This window comes from Flavobacterium sp. 1, assembly GCF_002797935.1.
Lineage (GTDB): Bacteria > Bacteroidota > Bacteroidia > Flavobacteriales > Flavobacteriaceae > Flavobacterium.
In genome coordinates this window covers 4,458,896-4,477,867 of sequence record NZ_PGER01000001.1, presented here as the reverse complement: position 1 = coordinate 4,477,867, position 18,972 = coordinate 4,458,896, and the positions used below count along the sequence as shown (strand labels likewise).

The following is an 18,972-nucleotide window of genomic DNA, read 5'->3' as shown; positions in this document are numbered from 1 at the left end:
AAACGTAAAAATATTTTTTTGAGTTTTTTATTTTTTTTAGTTTATCTTTGATTTTATGAACATAGAGAAGGATTATATTAAGTTGATTTTTGGGCTTAAACTCAAGCAGGCTCGAACAAATAAAGATTTGTCATTATTTGGCCTAGCCAAAATAACAGAACTGTCTAAATCGTATCTCAACGAAATAGAGAAAGGAAAAAAATATCCTAAAACGGAAAAAATTATTCTTTTGGCTAATAAGTTAGAAGTCTCATACGATCACATGGTGTCTCTAAAGCTTGATAATAATCTCGCACCGATTGGCGAAATATTAAAATCAGGAATTTTGAAAGAGATTCCGCTGGATCTATTTGGGATTCAAGAAGCTGACTTAATAGATATTATAGCCAATGCTCCGGCCAAGGTCAACGCCTTTATAAGCACAATTATCGAAATTGCGCAGCATTATAACTTAACAAGAGAAAGTTTTTTCTTGGCTTCATTGCGTTCCTATCAGGAAGCGCACAATAATTATTTTGAAGATCTTGAAGAAAAAGTGCTGCTGTTTTGCAAAGCATTCCACATTACTAATACAACCAATATTTCGATTAGTGAATTGTCAGCAATTTTAATTGAAGAATACGGATATAGCATTACCGAAATTGTTTTTTCGGAGAAAGAAGAATTAGGTGACCTACGGTCTATTTTTGTACCAAAAAGCAGAACTTTATTACTGTCTGTTGGGATTGATGATTCTCAGAAAGCATTTATTTTAGCAAAAGAAATTGCTTATAATTTTCTTGAAATCAAAGAAAGACTGTATACTTTTAGTTGGATAAAGTTTGATAATTTTGACCAAGTTCTTAATAATTTTTATGCTTCCTATTTTGCAGGAGCCTTGCTTATTCCAAGAGAGACGCTGATTGAAGAATTAAATTTATTTTTATCAAAAGAGGATCCAAAACCTCAGGAAATGGTTCAGCTGATGAACAGATTTACGGTTTCTCCAGAATCATTTTATCAGCGGCTAACTAATATTTTACCTAAGGATTTTCAGATAAAGAATCTCTTTTTCCTTCGTTTATCTCATGAAATTGGAGCAGACACTTATCAGATAAAAAAAGAACTGCATATTACCAATCAGCAAGAACCTCATGCCAACGAGATGAATGAACACTATTGTCGAAGATGGGTGTCGATAAAAACAATTGTGGAGTCTTTGAAACAAAAGAAAGAACACTTTTTTGATGCACAGATTTCGCGTTATGAAAACAGTAATAATGAATATCTTGTTTTTTCATCGGCTACGCCGGATCCATTCAAGAAAAATTGTATGAGAAGTATTTCTGTTGGGATTTTAATCACACCTTCAATCAAAAAACGATTTAAATTTATAGAAGGGAATTTAATGCAAAAAAGATTAGTTGGGGTGACTTGTGAAACCTGTGCTGTACAAAATTGTTTAGAGAGAGCTTCACCGCCGATTCATTTGAATCAAAAACTTAGAAACGAAAAGACAGATGCGACGGTTCAGGAATATATTGCTAAGTTTAGTTAAAGTAAAGCCACGAATGAATTTTATCTTTCGTGGCTCTTTTTGTATTGTCAATATTAAAGTCAATCAATCCATTTGTAATAACGGGCTCCGATTAAATTAGGAATTTCGGTTTCTATTCTGTCAAGAATCCATTCGTTTTTGGGCTCTTGAATGCTTTGTTTTTGTTCCTTTTTGTGTAGTTTTTCATAAGTTTCAAAATCGATTTCAAAACTTTTTTCCAATGTTTCAAAAAGAGAAACATTAGCTATTGCCGATTTCCATTCGGATTGAATAGTTCCTTCAAAAACTTTGGCTTTCGAACCGCTTCCATAGGCAAGAAAACCAAATTTTTCAGTTGCAATTTCTTTTTTCGTATTATAAAAATGAGCCAGAGTAGAAAGCAATCCCATGAAAATGGAACCAGTATAAAGGTTTCCGATTAAAGAAGAAGCTAATTCTGCAGGCTGTAATTTATCGACAACAAATGTTTTGTAATCTTCTGATTTGCTAATTTCTTTCAATTTGTTTTGGTATTCTGAGGCATTTTCTTCACCAGAAATAATCGGAGATGAAGCATCCAAAGCATAAATTTCAGAAAGCATTCTGCGCCCTTGAAAAGCATAAGGCAAATGCATTACAATACTTGTCCAAGTGCTGTAAACTGTTTCTTGAGCGTTTTTTATTTTCTTGAATGAAAAATAGGCGTCTCTGGTACGATCCATATAACATTGGTTCGAATATTGACCGTCAAAAACAGGCTGGTCTTTGTGGATTTCAATTTCGTTTTCCAAATTATCAAACCAAGATTCATTGTTTGAGTTCCCTGTGATTTCCTGTTTTGAAATTGTTCTGTAAGGTTTGAAGAAATCAAAAACGCCTTTTGTACTTACGCCCCAATGATTCTCAAACGTTATAATTCTTGGATTTGAAGTAATCAGCAAGGCAACTGCGCCAGCACCTTGCGTGTATTCACCAGTAGAATTTAAGTCGTATTTAGCAAAATCGGTAGTAACAACAATCGCTTTTTTTGTTGGGTTGAGCTGAACAAAATCAAGACAGTTTTGCATGGCATCTACACCGCCGATGCAGGCAAAAGTAAAATCTACCACATCACATTCGGATAAAGAGCTTTCTCCGAATTTTTGTTCCATCAGAGAAATCAGGAAAGAGCTTATAGGCTTTGAACTGTCAATAGCACTTTCGGTTCCCACATATATTCGGGCAATTTCGTTTAATTTTATATTATTGTCTTGAATCAGTTTTGTCAAAGCATTGGCTCCAAAAACCACAGTATCCTGATGCGCATCGGGCAAAGTCATCTTTAATAATCCTAATCCTTTTTCGAGTTTTTCAGGTTCTATATTTCTAGCTAGGGCTAATGTTTTTATGGGTAAATGCAATTTGGCAACATCAAATGCAATAGCGTCAATTCCAGTTTTCATGAATAAAATTTAAAGATGCAAAGTTAAAATTGCTTTGGGGAATTACAATATTTTGAAGACTATAAAGTGGTTGTTTTTCAATTTTTAGGGAATAAGCTGTAAATCTTGTTTTGTATTGTTAGATTGTTAGTTTTTTTGTCTTTTGTCAATGAAATATAATTAGGACTATAGTTTTAACGTTAATTTTTAATTTGAGACCTGATTTTTATCACCTAATTTTAGAAACTATATTATTTTGTATATGTAATCGATTACATTTTGTTATAAAAAGAGCTAAACTACGTATTTTTATACGTATTTAATAAGTATTTTTTAAGTACTTTAAAATGATTATAAATTGCGAAGTAAAATTGCATATTTGGTTGTTATTCTTTCTCAATTACCCTAAATTTGTTCGACTTTTTAAAAAAATATAATATTTATATCATTATGGCAAAATCTGCAATATTGAAGTCGTCTATAGCTAAAAAAGTAGCTATGGCGCTTTCAGGACTTTTTTTGATTATGTTTCTATCGCTTCATTTCTTTATTAATTTCGTATCGGTTTTTAGTGCCGATTCATTTAATGCGATGTCACATTTTATGGGTTACAACCCGTTAATACAATTTGTTATGCAGCCTGTTTTGGTTGCGGGAGTAGTTTTTCACTTCGTTATGGGATTCGTTTTGGAACTGAAAAACAGAAATGCAAGACCTGTTGCCTACGTAAAGTTTGACGGTGCAGCAAACTCATCTTGGGCTTCTAGGAATATGATTATTTCTGGTTTGGTTGTGTTGGCTTTTTTAGGATTGCACATGTACGACTTTTGGTTTCATGAAATAGTGTACAAATATGTAGAAGGAAATGCTATCGAAGAAACAAGATACTATGGAGAATTAGTGGCTAAATTTGAAAGCCCGGTTCGTACAGGATTGTATTGTGTGGCTTTCATTTTATTAGCATTACACCTTTGGCATGGTTTCACATCTTCTTTGCAATCTGTAGGATTTGATAACAAAATAGGGAAGTCATTGCATAAAATTTGTTATGCATTTGCAATTATAGTTCCTTTTGGATTTATTTTCATTGCGTTATTTCATCATTTTAATAATTAATATCAATCTATAATGAAACTAGATTCTAAAATACCAGAAGGTCACATTTCACAAAAATGGACTGATTATAAAGATCACTTAAAGTTAGTTGCTCCAAACAACCGACCAAAAATAGATATTATCGTTGTGGGTACAGGATTGGCTGGAGCTTCGGCAGCGGCATCTTTTGCCGAAATGGGATATAATGTAAAAGCATTCTGTTATCAAGATTCTCCTCGCCGTGCGCACTCAATCGCTGCCCAAGGAGGTATCAACGCTGCAAAAAACTATCAAAATGACGGGGATAGTACTTTCCGTTTGTTTTATGATACCATCAAAGGTGGCGATTACAGAGCACGTGAAGCAAACGTACACCGTTTAGCAGAAGTTTCTGGAAACATCATTGACCAGTGTGTGGCTCAGGGAGTTCCTTTTGCCCGTGATTACGGAGGAATGTTGGACAACCGTTCTTTTGGTGGTACACAAGTACAGCGTACTTTTTATGCTGCTGGACAAACTGGTCAACAATTGTTATTAGGAGCTTATTCTTCTTTATCAAGACAAATCGGTTTAGGAAAAATCGATATGTATAACCGTCACGAAATGTTGGAATTGGTAAAAGTGGATGGAAAAGCCCGCGGAATTATTGCTCGTAATTTGATTACTGGTGAAATCGAAAGACATTCTGCTCACGCTGTAATTATTGCGACAGGAGGATACGGAAACGTTTATTTCCTTTCTACAAACGCAATGGGATCGAATGTAACTGCTGGTTGGAAAATCCACAAACAAGGAGCTTTGTTCGCAAATCCTTGCTACGTACAAATTCACCCAACTTGTATCCCGGTTCACGGAACCAATCAATCTAAATTGACATTGATGTCTGAGTCTTTAAGAAACTCTGGACGTATTTGGGTTCCAAAGAAAAAAGAAGATGCTGAAGCGATTCGTGCAGGTAAAATGAAACCAACACAAATTGCTGAAGAAGATAGAGATTACTACCTAGAAAGAAAATATCCAGCATTTGGTAACTTAGTTCCTCGTGATGTTGCTTCAAGAGCCGCAAAAGAAGTTTGTGACGCAGGTCATGGAATTGAAGCTAATGATACTAATGAAGGAGTTTATTTGGATTTCTCTACAGAGATTCAATCTAAAGGAAAACAAACGGCTTACGCCAAAGGAAATCATAATCCTTCTCAAGAAGAAATTCTTTCATTAGGAAAAAAATGGTTGGAGGAAAAATATGGTAACTTGTTTACTATGTACCAAAAAATTACAGATGAGAATCCTTATGAAACTCCAATGAAAATTTATCCTGCAGTTCACTATACAATGGGTGGTGTTTGGGTTGACTATAACTTACAATCAACTATTCCGGGCTGTTTCGTTGCAGGAGAAGCGAACTTCTCTGACCACGGAGCGAACCGTTTAGGAGCTTCGGCTTTGATGCAAGGTTTAGCCGACGGTTATTTCGTATTGCCTTATACTGTTTCTGATTATTTATCAGGTGATATTCGTACTGGAAAAATCTCTACTGATTTGCCGGAATTCGTTGAAGCTGAAAAAAATGTAAAAGATTCGATTAATAAATTCCTTTCTAATAATGGTACAAAAACGGTGGATCATTTCCACAAACGTTTAGGGTTGATTATGTGGAACAAAGTTGGAATGGGGCGTAATGAGAAAGGGTTGCAAGAAGCTATCGGAGAAATCGCCTCTTTAAAAGAGGAATTCTACAAAGATGTTTACGTTCCAGGAAGTTCCGATGAATTGAATCCTGAATTGGAAAAAGCGCTTCGTGTGGCTGATTTTATTGAATTAGGACAATTAATGGCTATTGATGCTTTGCAGCGTAAAGAATCTTGTGGAGGTCATTTCCGTGAAGAATATCAGGATGCTGAAGGAGAAACTTTACGTGATGACGAAAATTTCAAATTTGTTGGTGCTTGGGAATACAAAGGATACGACATTAAAAATGAAGAGCTTCACAAAGAAGAATTGAAATACGAGTTTATTAAAATAGCCGCAAGAAATTACAAATAAAAAAATTATGAGCGCAGCAAAAAATATCAATATAAGCCTTCAAATTTGGCGTCAAAAAAACTCCAAAGAAAAAGGAAAAATGGAAACATACAAATTGAACGATGTCTCTACGGCAAGTTCCTTTTTGGAAATGTTAGACCAATTGAACGAACAATTAGTAAACGAAAGAAAAGAACCAATCGCATTTGACCACGATTGTCGTGAAGGAATCTGCGGAATGTGTTCTTTGTATATCAACGGACGTGCACACGGACCAGATACTGGAATCACTACTTGTCAATTACACATGAGAATGTTCAATGACGGAGATACGATCGTTATAGAGCCTTGGCGTTCTGCAGCTTTCCCAGTAATTAAAGATTTAATTGTAGACAGAACAGCTTTTGACAGAATTCAACAAGCGGGAGGATTCGTTTCAGTGAATACATCTGGAAACACTATCGATGCCAATACTATTCCAGTTCCTAAAGACGACGCTGATAAAGCATTTGAGGCCGCGGCTTGTATCGGTTGCGGTGCTTGTGTGGCAACTTGTAAAAATGGTTCTGCTATGTTATTTGTTGGAGCAAAAGTTTCACAATATGCATTATTACCGCAAGGAAAAGTGGAAGCTACAAACCGTGTATTGAACATGGTTCGTCAAATGGATGAAGAAGGTTTTGGTAACTGTACCAATACTGGAGCTTGTGAGGTTGAATGTCCTAAAGGAATTTCTTTGGAGAACATTGCTCGTATGAACAGAGAATATTTGTCAGCAAGTTTGAAATAGTATTTCAAAAATTATTATAACAAAAACGCATTCATTAATTTGGATGCGTTTTTTTTATTGAACCAAACATTTGAATCTGTTAAATCAATTTCGTGTCATCAATGTGTCAATTTTTACTAATTTTATAGAATGAAAATTGCACTCATTCAATCCTCTTTATTCTGGGAAAACCCAAAAGAAAACCGAAATCATTTCGAAAAAAAAATTAATGGCATTACTGATGACGTTGATTTGATTGTACTTCCAGAAATGTTCACTTCAGGATTTACGATGAATCCACAAAATGTTGCCGAAACCATGCAAGGCGAAACAATAACTTGGCTCATACATTTAGCGAAAGCCAAAGACATGGCCATTACAGGAAGTCTAGTTATCACCGAAAAAGGAAATTTCTACAACCGGCTAGTTTTTGTTTTTCCCTCAGGAGAAATTCGGTTTTACGACAAAAAGCACTTGTTTACGCTGGCGGGGGAAAACGAAGTCTATACAGCCGGCACCAAAAAATTAATTATTGAATATAAAGGCTGGAAGATTTGCCCTTTGATTTGTTATGATTTGCGTTTCCCTGTTTTTGCCCGAAATGCAGAAGATTATGATGTATTGATTTATGTTGCCAATTGGCCAAAAATAAGAATAAATGCTTGGGATGCTTTACTAAAAGCACGTGCCATAGAAAACATGTGTTATGTAGTCGGAGTCAATAGAATTGGCGAAGATGATAATAAATTTCAGCACAATGGACATTCCCAATCGATTAATTTCTTAGGAGATTACATGTTGGAACCTGTAGAGTCTAAAGGTGTTTTTATTGTCAAATTAGATAAAGCTGAACTAATTTCATTTCGCAAAAAATTCAATTTTTTAAGAGATCGGGATTCATTTGTTTTAGAATGAACTCTTTTTGGACTTTTCTTTTTCTTTAGGCTTTTTCTTTTTGACTTCTGGAGTATAAGGAATACTTAAATCGAAGGTTTCATGCATGTCAAAATTAGCATGAAGGTTTATTTCTTTAGAATAATAAACAACTTCTTCGGTTTGTCGTTTTTCAAGATAACTTCCCGTGTCCCATTCCTTGTTTTTATTGTCATCATAAATGGCTCGAATGCCATATACACTTGGCTCAAGCAAATTAAATTCAATTTCTGTTTTACCTTCAGTATATTCACTTGCTTTTATTATATCTCCTTTGTCATTTGTCAATTCAATAATAACAGGAAAACGGTTCACATTTTTTAAGGTGAGAATCATACTCCCATAATCAGAAAAATTTCTAGTCTCTGTTTTAAAAGATAAAGTGTCATTCTTTTTTTCAAAAAAATCGGTCACAGCACCAGGCATCATCTTGAAATTATATTTCTGTGCTTCTTCAATTTTAAAATCAACATACAACTGCTGGTTAAATTCATCATAAGCTGTGGTAAATGGAACAGCAACCGAATCTTTGTTGATAAGCGTCATTTTAGATTTGTCAAAATCCACCAAAGGAAGGCTGGATTCCAGCGTAAATCGGTCTCTAAAATTCAAAGACCCAGCTTGCAATGCTTTGATGCTTAAAGTGTCGTTTTTCTGTTTTTTAATTTTAAAAGCATAATTTTTTGAGTATTTGTCTTTTGTAATATTTAGTGAAAGAGAATCAGCTTTCATCGGTTTGTACCAAACCTGCAGAGAGTCTTTTTTACTCATTTTAGTAATTATCGCAGGTATTATTTCTTTTTGATTTTTCAAAGTAAGTTTGGTCAATTCGCCATTCCTTCCGGGATTTCCTTCATAACCTACGATTAATCGGTTTCCAGAAGCTTGGCTTGGCTTATTAGCTTTAAAAGGAAGTGTTTCTTTAAATAATTCCAATTCAAAAACCGTATCATTAGGTATGGTAATAATTTGTTTGTTAAAGCCAATTAAATCCGATTTTGGATTGAATTTATTATTGTTGTTATTATCTTTCATAGCAACCAGAAAGTATTTACCAGCTTTTAAATTTTCCAAACGAAACGTTTTCAAGCTATCCAATGTATTGGTAATGTAGCGGGGATTTTCTTTATAAATCGTAGAATCATTAAATTTTTCATTCGCTTCATAAAGCATAATCGAAACAAATGAAGCCACTTCTTTCTCATGCGCATCTTTTACCCTTCCTCCAAGAGCTAATGAATCGATATAATCTCCAGTTGAAAACACATATTTAAATTGATTATATGGATTTCCCTCATTATTATCGGCAATACTTTGACCAAAATTCATACTATACGTTGTATTGGGTGCTAAAGTATCATTTATGGTAATCGTTAATGTTTTTGTTGGAGTTGTCGGAAGGATTTCTGGTTCATTCTTCATTGGCGGCGAAATAATCAATTGCTTATTTAAATTTTTAAGCTTGACATTTTCGTTAAAAGTAAGTTTGATTTTATTTCCAGTAAACTTGACAGAATAATTTTCAGGATAACTGGATTTCAATGTAGGCGCAATAGTGTCTTTCAAACCACCAGTAATGGAGCCCCTTTTGGCACAGCTTATAAAAAAAATCAGAAGTAAAAAAGGAATATATTTAAAATGTTTTTTGAACATAATCAGCTAAAATTTGATTCTACAAAATAACAATTATATTTACTGTAATCGAAATATTTTGCCAATTATTAGGAGCTATTTCCTGCTGTCCGCTATATCTTTTTATAAAGCAAAGAAAAATTGCTTTATAAAAAGGATGCCGCTTCCATCAGGGCTAGGGATTTAGAAGACTGAAACCCGCTTTTTAATGGTCATTTCTCATGTGAATTCATTAAATTTGCACTCAAAATAGAACTTCAATGAGCAATATTAGAATTACCAAACAGTTTAATTTTGAAACAGGCCACGCTTTGTACGGTTACGACGGAAAGTGTAAAAATGTGCATGGCCACAGTTATAAATTATCTGTTACCGTTATTGGAAAACCAATCACCGACCGCAATAATGTAAAGTTTGGTATGGTCATTGATTTTTCGGATCTGAAAAAAATTGTAAAAGAAGAGATTGTCGATCAGTTTGATCATGCTACTGTTTTCAATGAAACAACTCCTCATATTGAATTGGCAAAGGAACTAAAATCCCGTGATCATCACGTAATTTTGGTAGATTACCAGCCCACAAGTGAAAATATGGTAGTCGATTTTTCTCAAAGAATTATCCGCCGATTACCCGAAAACATTAAACTCTTCTCTTTAAAATTGCAAGAAACCGAATCTTCATTTGCTGAATGGTTTGCAAGTGATAATCAATAATTAATAATGTAGTTCATGCAATTACCAAATAATAAAAAAATCTATTTCGCTTCCGATCAGCATTTTGGTGCGCCAACTCCCGAATTGAGTTTTCCTAGAGAGCAAAAGTTTGTCGCTTGGCTAAATGAAGTAAAAGACGATGCCGAAGCGATATTTCTTTTAGGTGATTTATTTGATTTTTGGTTCGAATACAAAACCGTTGTTCCCAAAGGATTTGTCCGTGTTTTAGGCAAACTGGCCGAAATTCGCGACAGCGGAATTCCTATTTATTTCTTTGTGGGAAACCATGATTTATGGATGGCTGATTATTTTGAAACCGAATTGAACATTCCTGTTTACCACGATAACAGAGAATTTACTTTTGCCGATAAAACCTTTTTAATTGGACATGGTGATGGTAAAGGTCCTGGCGACAAAGGATACAAACGGATGAAAAAGGTATTCACCAATCCGTTATCTAAGTGGTTATACCGCTGGCTTCATCCGGATCTTGGAATGAAATTGGCACAATACCTTTCTGTTAAAAACAAACTGATTTCTGGCGATGCTGATGTCAAATTCCTAGGAGATGAAAACGAGTGGCTAATACTTTATGCCAAGCGAAAACTGGAAACTAAGCACTATAACTATTTTGTGTTTGGACACCGCCATCTGCCAATGATTAAAGAGGTAGGCGAAAACTCAGAATATGTTAACCTCGGCGATTGGATTAGTTATTTTACTTATGGAGTTTTTGACGGAGAAATATTCGAAGTGAAAAAATTTGAATAAAAATTAAGGTCTTGCTGAAAGACTGTGAACATTTAATTTTCAAACCATATACTTTATTTATCTCCATAAATCTGCACATCGTCTACTTGAAAGGCACCATCCAAAGCAAGGTCTTTTCCTGATCCCGTATATTTGAATGCAATATTTATTTTTCCTTTATATGCTGATAAATCCACTCCTCCAGAACCCACAAACTGATACCAAGGCGTGGCCTGTTTAGGCAATACAACCTTGAGCTGCGTCCAAGTAGCTTTGGCAATATTCAATCCGTCAAAATTGGTTGAGACATATACTTCTAATGAATTTAAAGAAGAATCTACATCTAAGTGATGCTGTGCCGATCTGAAAGTGAGTACTTCATTGGTATGCAAATCCATATCAATTTTTGGAGAAATCAGCCAAGCCACATTAGAGACAACTTTGGTTCCTGTCGTATTAAACTCGGCATAACCATTTCCGGCATACACAGTTCCAATCCAATACTTTGTCCCTTTTTGAACTAAATTTGCCCAGCCCGGAAGATTGAGTTTAGTATTGGTTTCGACACTTTGAAAATTTTCAGAAAAGAACGGGACAGAAGCTGTACCCGTAATCATTACATCCCTTTCGGATCTTGCTAATAACTGATAATCCGAACCAAATTTAGTTAATACCCCGCGTACTTTTCCGCTTCCATCAGGAATAATTTTATCGGAAAAATCAGCAAAACTGCTAGTGCGAAACAACACCTGATTCCCTAATTTATCCATTAAATTCCAATTTGTTCCTCCTCCAACATCATTGGATTCTTCATAATAATGCCGTCCGATAGCCTCTTTTGTAAATTGCACCTCAGACAATTCCACCAAAGTATTGATATTCGTATCATGCAGTAAATCGGGTATAGAAATCGAACGGACCAATAATTCCTCATCTACCATTGTACAAGAAGCATTCAGTACTTTTTTATAATCGTTTGGAGAAATTCGGCCAACGCCTCCTTCATTATACGTATTGACATAAATACCTCCAACTCGCATTCCTCCAAAATAAATATCAGTGTATTGATTCTTCATTTTGATATAAACTTTATTGCCTAATCTGAAGTCAATATAGGTATTTGAAGCATCTACAGGAACACTAAAACCTGTCGCTGGCATTGTAGCCGTTGCCAAAGTCTGAAACGAAATAGTCTTAAAAAAATTTCCCCCTCCATCACTGGAAACTACATAGGCTTCAATAATATCATCATAAGTATATTGCGTAACTATAGAATTTGTCACGGCACGAACTTCTTCAACGGTACGGTTTACTTTCAGATCGGGCTGGTTGCAAGAGAGTTTTGGCACATCGAATTCCTCCTTGGTGCAACTGCCAAAAATGATCGTAATTACTAAAAAAACAGTGTAGAATTGCAGCTTCATATTCTTTTATTTTTAAAATTTATAAATTGATGTACAGGTTTACAAAATACGTTCGCCCATAACCGTAAAAATATTTGTTCCCAAAATTGGGTGTCCCGCTGGAAACGTCCTGATTGAGTTGCCTGAAATTTGCATTTCTGGCTTGCTCATATCCTCCAGTTTTGTACTTCAAGTCCAAAACATTATTTAACGTTGCAAAAAGCCCAATGTTCTTACCTTTTATTTTCCATGATTTCCCTCCCGAAATGTTTAACAAAGTCATGGGATCGAATTCCTCTTGTTTTAATAGCTCTCTTGCTCTTTCCTCTGAAGCTTCAGGGAAATTGAAACCACTGGCTGGGTTTTTATAGAATGTTTCCGTTCTGGAAATAGGCGAAATATCTATAAAACTATTGGCTAAATAATTGATATTGGCACCAATCCACCAATATTTGGGATCTCTATATTCGATTCCAAGAGCATAAGCCTGTTGTGGCATTCCCGCCTGATGGTAATTTTTTAATGTAGCCATTCCAAAGTCAAACACGGGATTTTGGTTTTCAATTGTGGTTTGAGCATCATTGGTTATGATAATATTGGGATTGCTATTATACGTATATTGACCATAAGCTGCCGAAAAATTAGTCATTATTGTTGTGGTTAACTGGTATTGCAAACTCAGCTCGGCTCCCAAATTTTGCTTATCCAAATGCGTTAATGTTTGGCTCACAAAAGCATCGGTATTCGCATATCCAGCACCGTCATCAAATATTCCTTCGGCATAAAAAAAAGAAGTTTGAGTGATGTTTTTTATACTTGCATAAAAAAGAGAAAAACGGGTTTGCCACTTTGGAGTCCGGAAAAAGTAACTTGCATCTAAACTGTTAATGGTTTCATTTTCTAAACCTGCAACGACAGAATTGTTTAATCTCGAATTAGGAAAAGCATTCCTGATTGTTGGCGCATTAGAAAGATAAGCTCCGTTAAAATTCAATTGTTGCTTCCCCGAAATTTTAAACAATATTCCGCCTTTGAAACCAAAATTATCAAAATGAACTTTCTTGCTTTTCCCAAAAGAATTGGTAGCATAAATTCCGTTTTGATACAAACCTTCTCTTTGATAATTGGAGCTTATGAAATTTTGCGCCAAATAAAAATCGACTTTATCATACGTGAATTTAAAATTGGTAAAAAGGTTTAATGTATTGGCCAGATAATTAAAATTGTAACCATAAGTATCTCCTTCTACTACTTGTCTGTCGGGATGATTCAAATCTGATTGTGCTTGATCTCCATTGTAAAACACATCGATGTCATCAAAATACAAACCACCTAATAAATCCGTCAATTGCTGATAATTATGCGATTTTAAATAACTGAAAAAACCGCCTGCAGTCAAGTAAAGATTGTCGTTTACTTGCGTATTAAAGGTTGAATTGGCAGTTATTGTCTGATCATCTGTACGGTCTTTGTACAAAACATAATTACTTTTGCTGGGAATATACCCAATTACTTTTCCATTCGCATCCAAAACCGGAGACTGATTGGCATAATACAAAGCATTCCAATCGATTTGATTATTGGCCAAAAACTGCGTTGCACTTTTTTCTGCATTCTCAAAATCAGGAGTGAATTCTCCAGAAAATTCTCCATTATCTTTTGCATAAAGCGAGCTGTAATAACTCGGCATTTTTCTATAATAAGTTGGATCTGGACTATTCGCATTTTGGTAGTCAATATTGCTGTTTGTGATTTTACCAAATTGATAGGTCAAGCTTGAATTTAGAGTAGTGTAATCGTTGATCGTGTAAAAATGATTCAGCATCAGGATGGGCTCTTCAATGGTTTTAATTCTAGCATTTCGTTTTTTACCGTTTTGCCAACCCCAATACGAATTATATTTTTCACTAGTTAATTCAGTCACTTCAGTAGTATTTGGTGAATTTTTGGCTCTGGAATTAGGTGTGTAAAATCCGGAAAAATTCAAAGAATGCTGATCGTTTATTTTCTTTTCCACACTAATAAAACCCGCTATTGCATTAAAATTTGTTCCTTCAAAATAGCCTTCCTCTGCCCAGCGTGTTCCTGCTGAAACTACAAATGCCCAGCCTTTATTATTCATTCCTGATGCATACGTTCCTGTCATACGCCAAGAATAATTAGTATTGGTACCAGAAAAAGATAAAATTGTTCCAGGTTTGTAAATAGAAGCCCGAGTATTGATTTGCTGCGTGCCCAAAATCCCTCCAAAAACATAATCCGAAGGAAAAGAACCAACTGTAAATTCCTGATTCCGAACCGCATTATTCAGTCCGCTCCAATCTCCCCATTGCGGACGGCCGTCGTAGAGTTTGTTCATCGTAACACCATTAATAGTTGTGGTGGCATATTGACTATCCAATCCTCGGATTCTAAAACGAGCTTGTCCCCAATTGAAAGCTGCCGCTTGCTGAAAAGCATCTCTGGAAGACTGCAAAAGTCCCGAAGTGCTTTCGGAACCGCTGTTGTCATCGCTCAAGTCACTATCAAGAAGCGTGATTAAGCCCGTCTGCTGTTCTACCATTTGGTTATCTTCCATTGGAATAGTACCTAAATCCAACATTTGGTCTTTAGTAATTACAACAGTGAGCAGTATATCCTTAAAGCCTTGACTATGCAAAAGCAGTAATTGATTTCCTTCTGCAACAGCATAAAAACCAAAAACACCATCACCGGAAGTGATTTGCATCAACTGTGTATTTTCAATCGAAACCACTACATTTTCTAATGGTTTTTGGGTTTTAGAATCAATAATTTTTCCTTTTATCCCTGTTGGTTTTTGGGCAAAAACAAAAGTTATTTTCCATAAAAAGAACATTCCTAACAAAAATTTCCTCATACCTATTTTGCAAACAAATGGAATAGGTCATGACAAGACACAACAAATCCAAAGATTAAATTCGTTTAAAAAAAGGATAAAAAAGTTTTGGAAAAATAATAATGTAAAGTCCTAAATCAAGTGTGGCATTTTGAATATCAACCGAATGGAAATACCCCCGATTAACACCGAAAACAAACATAAGGAAAAAACTATTTAAAAAAATAAGATAAACACTTGTTTTTGTGATTATTCGCTAATCACTTTAATTCGCCCTACCATGAAAGCGATGAGAACACCAAAGATCCCAATAAAAGCAAAAGAAAAACGCAAACTTGACAGTTCAGCTATATGACCAATAACGGGAGGTCCCATCAAAAAGCCAAGAAAGCTCACGCTTGAAACAGTAGTCAAAGCTTCGCCAGTAGGGATTGTAGGGTGTTTGCCTGCAATACTGTACAAAGTAGGAACCACCGTCGAAACTCCCAATCCAATAATCATAAAAGCAATCATTGAAGGTATTATATAAGGAAAAATAACTGCAGTAAAGAAACCTGATGAAATCATAATGCCACTGATTTGCATTACTTTTTTCCGTCCATATCTATTGATTAATTTGTCTCCAAAAAAACGGCCGCTTGCCATCATAATCATAAACGAAGTGTACCCTAAAATTATTAAAGCACCGGGAGCTTTGACAATATCTTTAAAGAAAACTCCGCTCCAATCAAACATGATTCCTTCGCTTGCCATACTGCAAAAACCAATAACACCCAGCAAAACTAAAGTCTTATCTGGCTTTCGGAAACCTTTTTTCTTCTCTCTTTTAATGGTTTCTTTGGCCTTAATCAAAAATTTAAAATTAAAAGCAATCAGCAAAAATGCTGTAAAAGCAACTATTAAGAAATGAGTATGCGTATTGAGCTGCAATGCTAACATTCCCAAACCTACCAATGCACCTGTAAAACCTGCTAAACTCCACATTCCATGAAATGAAGACATAATGGTTCTTTTAAAAAGTCCTTCGGTATAAACTCCTTGAGTATTTACAGAAATATTAGTCAGATTGCCAAATATTCCAAAAGTATATAATCCAAGAGCCAATTGCCATGCATTTTGAGCCAGACCTAAATTAGTCAAACTCACTGCATACATCAAAATAGCAAAAGGCAAAATGCGATGGCTTCCAAAACGGGTGACTAATTTACCCGAAAAATACATCATCGTTAACTGACCAACAGGCAAAGCAAAAAGTATAGTTCCTAATTGACCGTCACTTAAATTCAGCGCCGATTTTATAGTTGGAATACGGCTTGCCCAAGTAGCAAAACATAATCCCATAGCAAAATAAAACGTAGAAACCGCCAAGCGAATCCTAAGCAGATAGGATGCTTTTACATCTCGATAGTTTTTCTTGTATTTTCCTTTGGCTTTATACCAGCCTATAAAATTAAAATATTGCAAAATCGTCGCTCTTTAAAATGAAATGCAAAAGTACTTAAATGAATTTATTTAATTGAGAACAGCCATTAACTATTAAATTATAAGACTTAAATCGATACTTCTTTTCTGTTCACAGCTTTGAATAGATGCCTCAATAATCTGCATTACATGAGTACCCTCTTGTGCTGTTACAGGCTCTGGCTGATCATTTACAATCGACTGATGTATCTCATCAAAAAACCAATAATAATTACCTTGAAGCGTTGGAACTTTCTCCTTAATTATTTCACCATCAATCTCTGTGTGCAATAATCCTTCTTGACCTGGAGCTTCGGTGCCCCAAGAAGTCAGGTTTGGTTTCTTGCCTAATTTCAATTCGTCTTCCTGAACATCGCCGCGAGATTTCAGGAAAGATCCTTTTTTTCCATGAATAACATACGCAGGATTGGCTTCTCTCACAAAAAAACTTGCTTTTAACCGCACCCTAAATTCAGGATAATACAGCAAAATGTCAAACCAGTCATCCACCAATGAATTTTCTCGGGTTATTCGAATATCAGCAAAAACACTTTGGGGAAATCCAAATAAACACAAAGCTTGGTCAATTATGTGCGGTCCCAAATCCTTTAGAATCCCAGCTCCAGAATTGGCTGTTTCTTTATGTCCTTTTGGACTCAAAATTGGATTGTAGCGGTCAAAATGAAACTCAGCTTCAACCAATTCTCCCAATGTTTTCTCAGCCAATACTTTCCGTACCGTTTTAAGGTCACTGTCCCATCGTCGGTTTTGAAATACCGAAAGTTTCAGTCCTTTTTCTTTAGCCAGACTCATCAATTCTTGAGCTTCGGCAACAGTAGTAGTAAAAGCTTTTTCTACCACAGCGTGCTTTCCCGCAAGTAAAACCCGCTTAGCATATTCAAAATGAGTTCCAACCGGCGTATTTACAATTATCAAATCGGCATCGCTTTGAAGCACTTCTTCCAGAGTGGCAAAACTTTTTACGTTTGGGTAATCCAATTGAATCAGCTGTTTGCTTCTTTCCCAAGAGCCAACCAATTCAAATCCTTGATGAAATTCTAAAAAAGGAGCGTGGAAAACTTTTCCAGACATTCCGTAAGACAATAATGCCGTTTTTATTTTTTGCATATTTTTTTATTATAGTTTATCCTTCAAGGTTTCCGAAACCTTGTAGGTATGGTTCTTAAATTTAATCCCTACAAGATCAAAAAAAGACCTCGCAGGAAAACGCATAGAAAATAACTCATCGCGTTTTGGCCCTTTCGTATTGTTTTGGCCATTGAACATCAATTCCTAATTCCTGCGCAAAAGCCAATCCTAAATTCGGATTCCTCAATGACTCTCTGGCAAACAAAACTAAATCAGCCTTTCCGCTTGCTACAATAGCTTCAGCTTGTTGCGAAGTGGTAATTAAGCCAACTGCTCCTGTCAAAATTCCAGTTTCCTTTTTAATTTTTTCGGCAAAATGAACCTGATAATTTGGTCCTAGAGGAATTTGCTGATGCGACACCAATCCGCCTGAAGAAACATCAATTAAATCCACTCCTTTCAATTTCAATATTTTAGAAAGTTGAATAGATTCTTCAACATTCCATCCGCCATCTGCCCAATCCGTAGCCGAGATTCTTACTAATAACGGAAGTTCTTTCGACCATTCCGACTGAACCGCTTCTAATACTTCAAGAAGCAATCTTATTCTGTTTTCAAAAGAACCACCATATTCATCAGTTCTAACATTGGTTAAAGGAGATAAAAATTGGTGCAGTAAATACCCGTGTGCCCCGTGAATTTCTATTACTTGATATCCTGCAAGAACCGCTCGGCGGGTCGCCAATTTGAAATCGGTGATTACTTTTTGAATCCCTTCTGAATTCAATGCTGTAGGATGTGGCTCATTGTCATGATAGCTAATCGCGCTTGGCGCAACGGTCTCCCATCCGCCTTGATTTTGGTCTAGTTTTTTGTTCCCGTACCAAGGTGATGAAACGCTAGCTTTCCTGCCAGCATGAGCCAATTGTATTCCTGGAATCGAATTCTGACTGACGATAAACTTGGTTATAGACTGCAATTTTGTGATGTGTTCATCGCTCCACAAACCCAAATCGGCCGGAGAAATTCTTCCTTCGGGGGAAACTGCTGTCGCTTCCTGAATGATTAAACCCGAACCACCTGTGGCACGACTGCCAAGATGCACCAAATGCCAATCATTGGCAAAACCATCCTCAGCCGAATATTGACACATTGGCGAAATCGTGATTCTGTTTTTGAGTGTAATGCTTTTTATTTGTAGTGAAGAAAATAATTTTGATTCCATAAATGAAAGATAGTGAAAGTTTTAAATTTAAATTTGGCTGTAATCGTAGATAATAACAAAAATGCACTATGTTTGTCTTTAGCCCC

The 18,972-nt window shown here is 35.6% G+C and carries 14 protein-coding genes; 7 read left to right on the top strand and 7 right to left on the bottom strand.

Translation table 11 applies throughout. From position 1 onward, the window contains the following. The first annotated feature begins 55 nt into the window (after positions 1–55). Positions 56–1,537, top strand: a complete 1,482-nt coding sequence (locus CLU83_RS18135) for an ImmA/IrrE family metallo-endopeptidase (RefSeq protein ID WP_100432915.1) — start codon at positions 56–58, stop codon at positions 1,535–1,537. Between the two features lie 59 nt (positions 1,538–1,596). On the opposite strand, the gene CLU83_RS18130 is transcribed toward CLU83_RS18135, so the two are convergent. Beyond that, a complete protein-coding gene (locus tag CLU83_RS18130) occupies positions 1,597–2,958 on the bottom strand; it encodes a hydroxymethylglutaryl-CoA synthase family protein (protein WP_100432914.1) in 1,362 nt (453 codons plus the stop codon). Between the two features lie 429 nt (positions 2,959–3,387). Here CLU83_RS18130 and CLU83_RS18125 point away from each other — a divergent pair, with 429 nt between their 5' ends. The 4 genes from CLU83_RS18125 to CLU83_RS18110 all read left to right on the top strand — a co-directional run bounded on the left by CLU83_RS18125 (position 3,388) and on the right by CLU83_RS18110 (position 7,738). After that, positions 3,388–4,053: a succinate dehydrogenase cytochrome b subunit gene (locus CLU83_RS18125; protein WP_100432913.1), complete on the top strand. Its 666-nt coding sequence runs from the start codon at positions 3,388–3,390 to the stop codon at positions 4,051–4,053. Between the two features lie 12 nt (positions 4,054–4,065). After that, positions 4,066–6,075 (top strand): fumarate reductase/succinate dehydrogenase flavoprotein subunit, encoded by a 2,010-nt coding sequence (locus tag CLU83_RS18120; RefSeq protein WP_100432912.1) that lies wholly within the window; start codon positions 4,066–4,068, stop codon positions 6,073–6,075. Between the two features lie 7 nt (positions 6,076–6,082). Further along, complete coding sequence (locus tag CLU83_RS18115; protein ID WP_100432911.1) at positions 6,083–6,844, top strand: succinate dehydrogenase/fumarate reductase iron-sulfur subunit; 762 nt, start codon at positions 6,083–6,085, stop codon at positions 6,842–6,844. Between the two features lie 129 nt (positions 6,845–6,973). Beyond that, on the top strand, positions 6,974–7,738 hold the full coding sequence (locus CLU83_RS18110) for an amidohydrolase (RefSeq protein WP_100432910.1): 765 nt from the start codon (positions 6,974–6,976) through the stop codon (positions 7,736–7,738). On the opposite strand, the gene CLU83_RS18105 is transcribed toward CLU83_RS18110, so the two are convergent. Beyond that, positions 7,730–9,409 (bottom strand): Ig-like domain-containing protein, encoded by a 1,680-nt coding sequence (locus tag CLU83_RS18105; protein WP_100432909.1) that lies wholly within the window; start codon positions 9,407–9,409, stop codon positions 7,730–7,732. The two genes, CLU83_RS18110 and CLU83_RS18105, sit on opposite strands and share 9 nt — an antisense overlap. Positions 9,410–9,648: 239 nt before the next feature. On the opposite strand from CLU83_RS18105, the gene CLU83_RS18100 reads away from it, so the two are divergent. Continuing rightward, on the top strand, positions 9,649–10,101 hold the full coding sequence (locus tag CLU83_RS18100; RefSeq protein ID WP_100432908.1) for a 6-carboxytetrahydropterin synthase: 453 nt from the start codon (positions 9,649–9,651) through the stop codon (positions 10,099–10,101). Between the two features lie 15 nt (positions 10,102–10,116). Then, entirely contained in the window at positions 10,117–10,872 is a 756-nt protein-coding gene (locus CLU83_RS18095) for a UDP-2,3-diacylglucosamine diphosphatase (protein WP_100432907.1), read from the top strand. Positions 10,873–10,925: 53 nt separating this feature from the next. Here CLU83_RS18095 and CLU83_RS18090 read toward each other — a convergent pair whose 3' ends face one another. The 5 genes from CLU83_RS18090 to CLU83_RS18070 all read right to left on the bottom strand — a co-directional run bounded on the left by CLU83_RS18090 (position 10,926) and on the right by CLU83_RS18070 (position 18,886). Further along, entirely contained in the window at positions 10,926–12,275 is a 1,350-nt protein-coding gene (locus CLU83_RS18090) for a DUF5689 domain-containing protein (RefSeq protein WP_100432906.1), read from the bottom strand. A 19-nt stretch (positions 12,276–12,294) separates the two neighbouring features. After that, positions 12,295–15,132 (bottom strand): carboxypeptidase-like regulatory domain-containing protein, encoded by a 2,838-nt coding sequence (locus CLU83_RS18085; protein ID WP_100432905.1) that lies wholly within the window; start codon positions 15,130–15,132, stop codon positions 12,295–12,297. A 228-nt stretch (positions 15,133–15,360) separates the two neighbouring features. Further along, positions 15,361–16,575 carry an MFS transporter gene (locus CLU83_RS18080; RefSeq protein ID WP_100432904.1) on the bottom strand — a complete coding sequence of 405 codons (1,215 nt, stop codon included), beginning with the start codon at positions 16,573–16,575 and terminating at the stop codon, positions 15,361–15,363. A 72-nt stretch (positions 16,576–16,647) separates the two neighbouring features. After that, positions 16,648–17,700, bottom strand: a complete 1,053-nt coding sequence (locus CLU83_RS18075) for a Gfo/Idh/MocA family oxidoreductase (RefSeq protein WP_100432903.1) — start codon at positions 17,698–17,700, stop codon at positions 16,648–16,650. Between the two features lie 115 nt (positions 17,701–17,815). Further along, positions 17,816–18,886: an NADH:flavin oxidoreductase/NADH oxidase gene (locus CLU83_RS18070; RefSeq protein WP_100432902.1), complete on the bottom strand. Its 1,071-nt coding sequence runs from the start codon at positions 18,884–18,886 to the stop codon at positions 17,816–17,818. Positions 18,887–18,972: the final 86 nt, after the last annotated feature.

Coding starts and splice junctions, on each gene's coding strand:
- CLU83_RS18110 (WP_100432910.1), top strand. CDS start 6,974: ATGAAAATTGCACTCATTCAATCCTCTTTATTCTGGGAAAACCCAAAA.
- CLU83_RS18070 (WP_100432902.1), bottom strand. CDS start 18,886: ATGGAATCAAAATTATTTTCTTCACTACAAATAAAAAGCATTACACTC.
- CLU83_RS18100 (WP_100432908.1), top strand. CDS start 9,649: ATGAGCAATATTAGAATTACCAAACAGTTTAATTTTGAAACAGGCCAC.
- CLU83_RS18120 (WP_100432912.1), top strand. CDS start 4,066: ATGAAACTAGATTCTAAAATACCAGAAGGTCACATTTCACAAAAATGG.
- CLU83_RS18090 (WP_100432906.1), bottom strand. CDS start 12,275: ATGAAGCTGCAATTCTACACTGTTTTTTTAGTAATTACGATCATTTTT.
- CLU83_RS18095 (WP_100432907.1), top strand. CDS start 10,117: ATGCAATTACCAAATAATAAAAAAATCTATTTCGCTTCCGATCAGCAT.
- CLU83_RS18085 (WP_100432905.1), bottom strand. CDS start 15,132: ATGAGGAAATTTTTGTTAGGAATGTTCTTTTTATGGAAAATAACTTTT.
- CLU83_RS18115 (WP_100432911.1), top strand. CDS start 6,083: ATGAGCGCAGCAAAAAATATCAATATAAGCCTTCAAATTTGGCGTCAA.
- CLU83_RS18075 (WP_100432903.1), bottom strand. CDS start 17,700: ATGCAAAAAATAAAAACGGCATTATTGTCTTACGGAATGTCTGGAAAA.
- CLU83_RS18130 (WP_100432914.1), bottom strand. CDS start 2,958: ATGAAAACTGGAATTGACGCTATTGCATTTGATGTTGCCAAATTGCAT.
- CLU83_RS18105 (WP_100432909.1), bottom strand. CDS start 9,409: ATGTTCAAAAAACATTTTAAATATATTCCTTTTTTACTTCTGATTTTT.
- CLU83_RS18135 (WP_100432915.1), top strand. CDS start 56: ATGAACATAGAGAAGGATTATATTAAGTTGATTTTTGGGCTTAAACTC.
- CLU83_RS18125 (WP_100432913.1), top strand. CDS start 3,388: ATGGCAAAATCTGCAATATTGAAGTCGTCTATAGCTAAAAAAGTAGCT.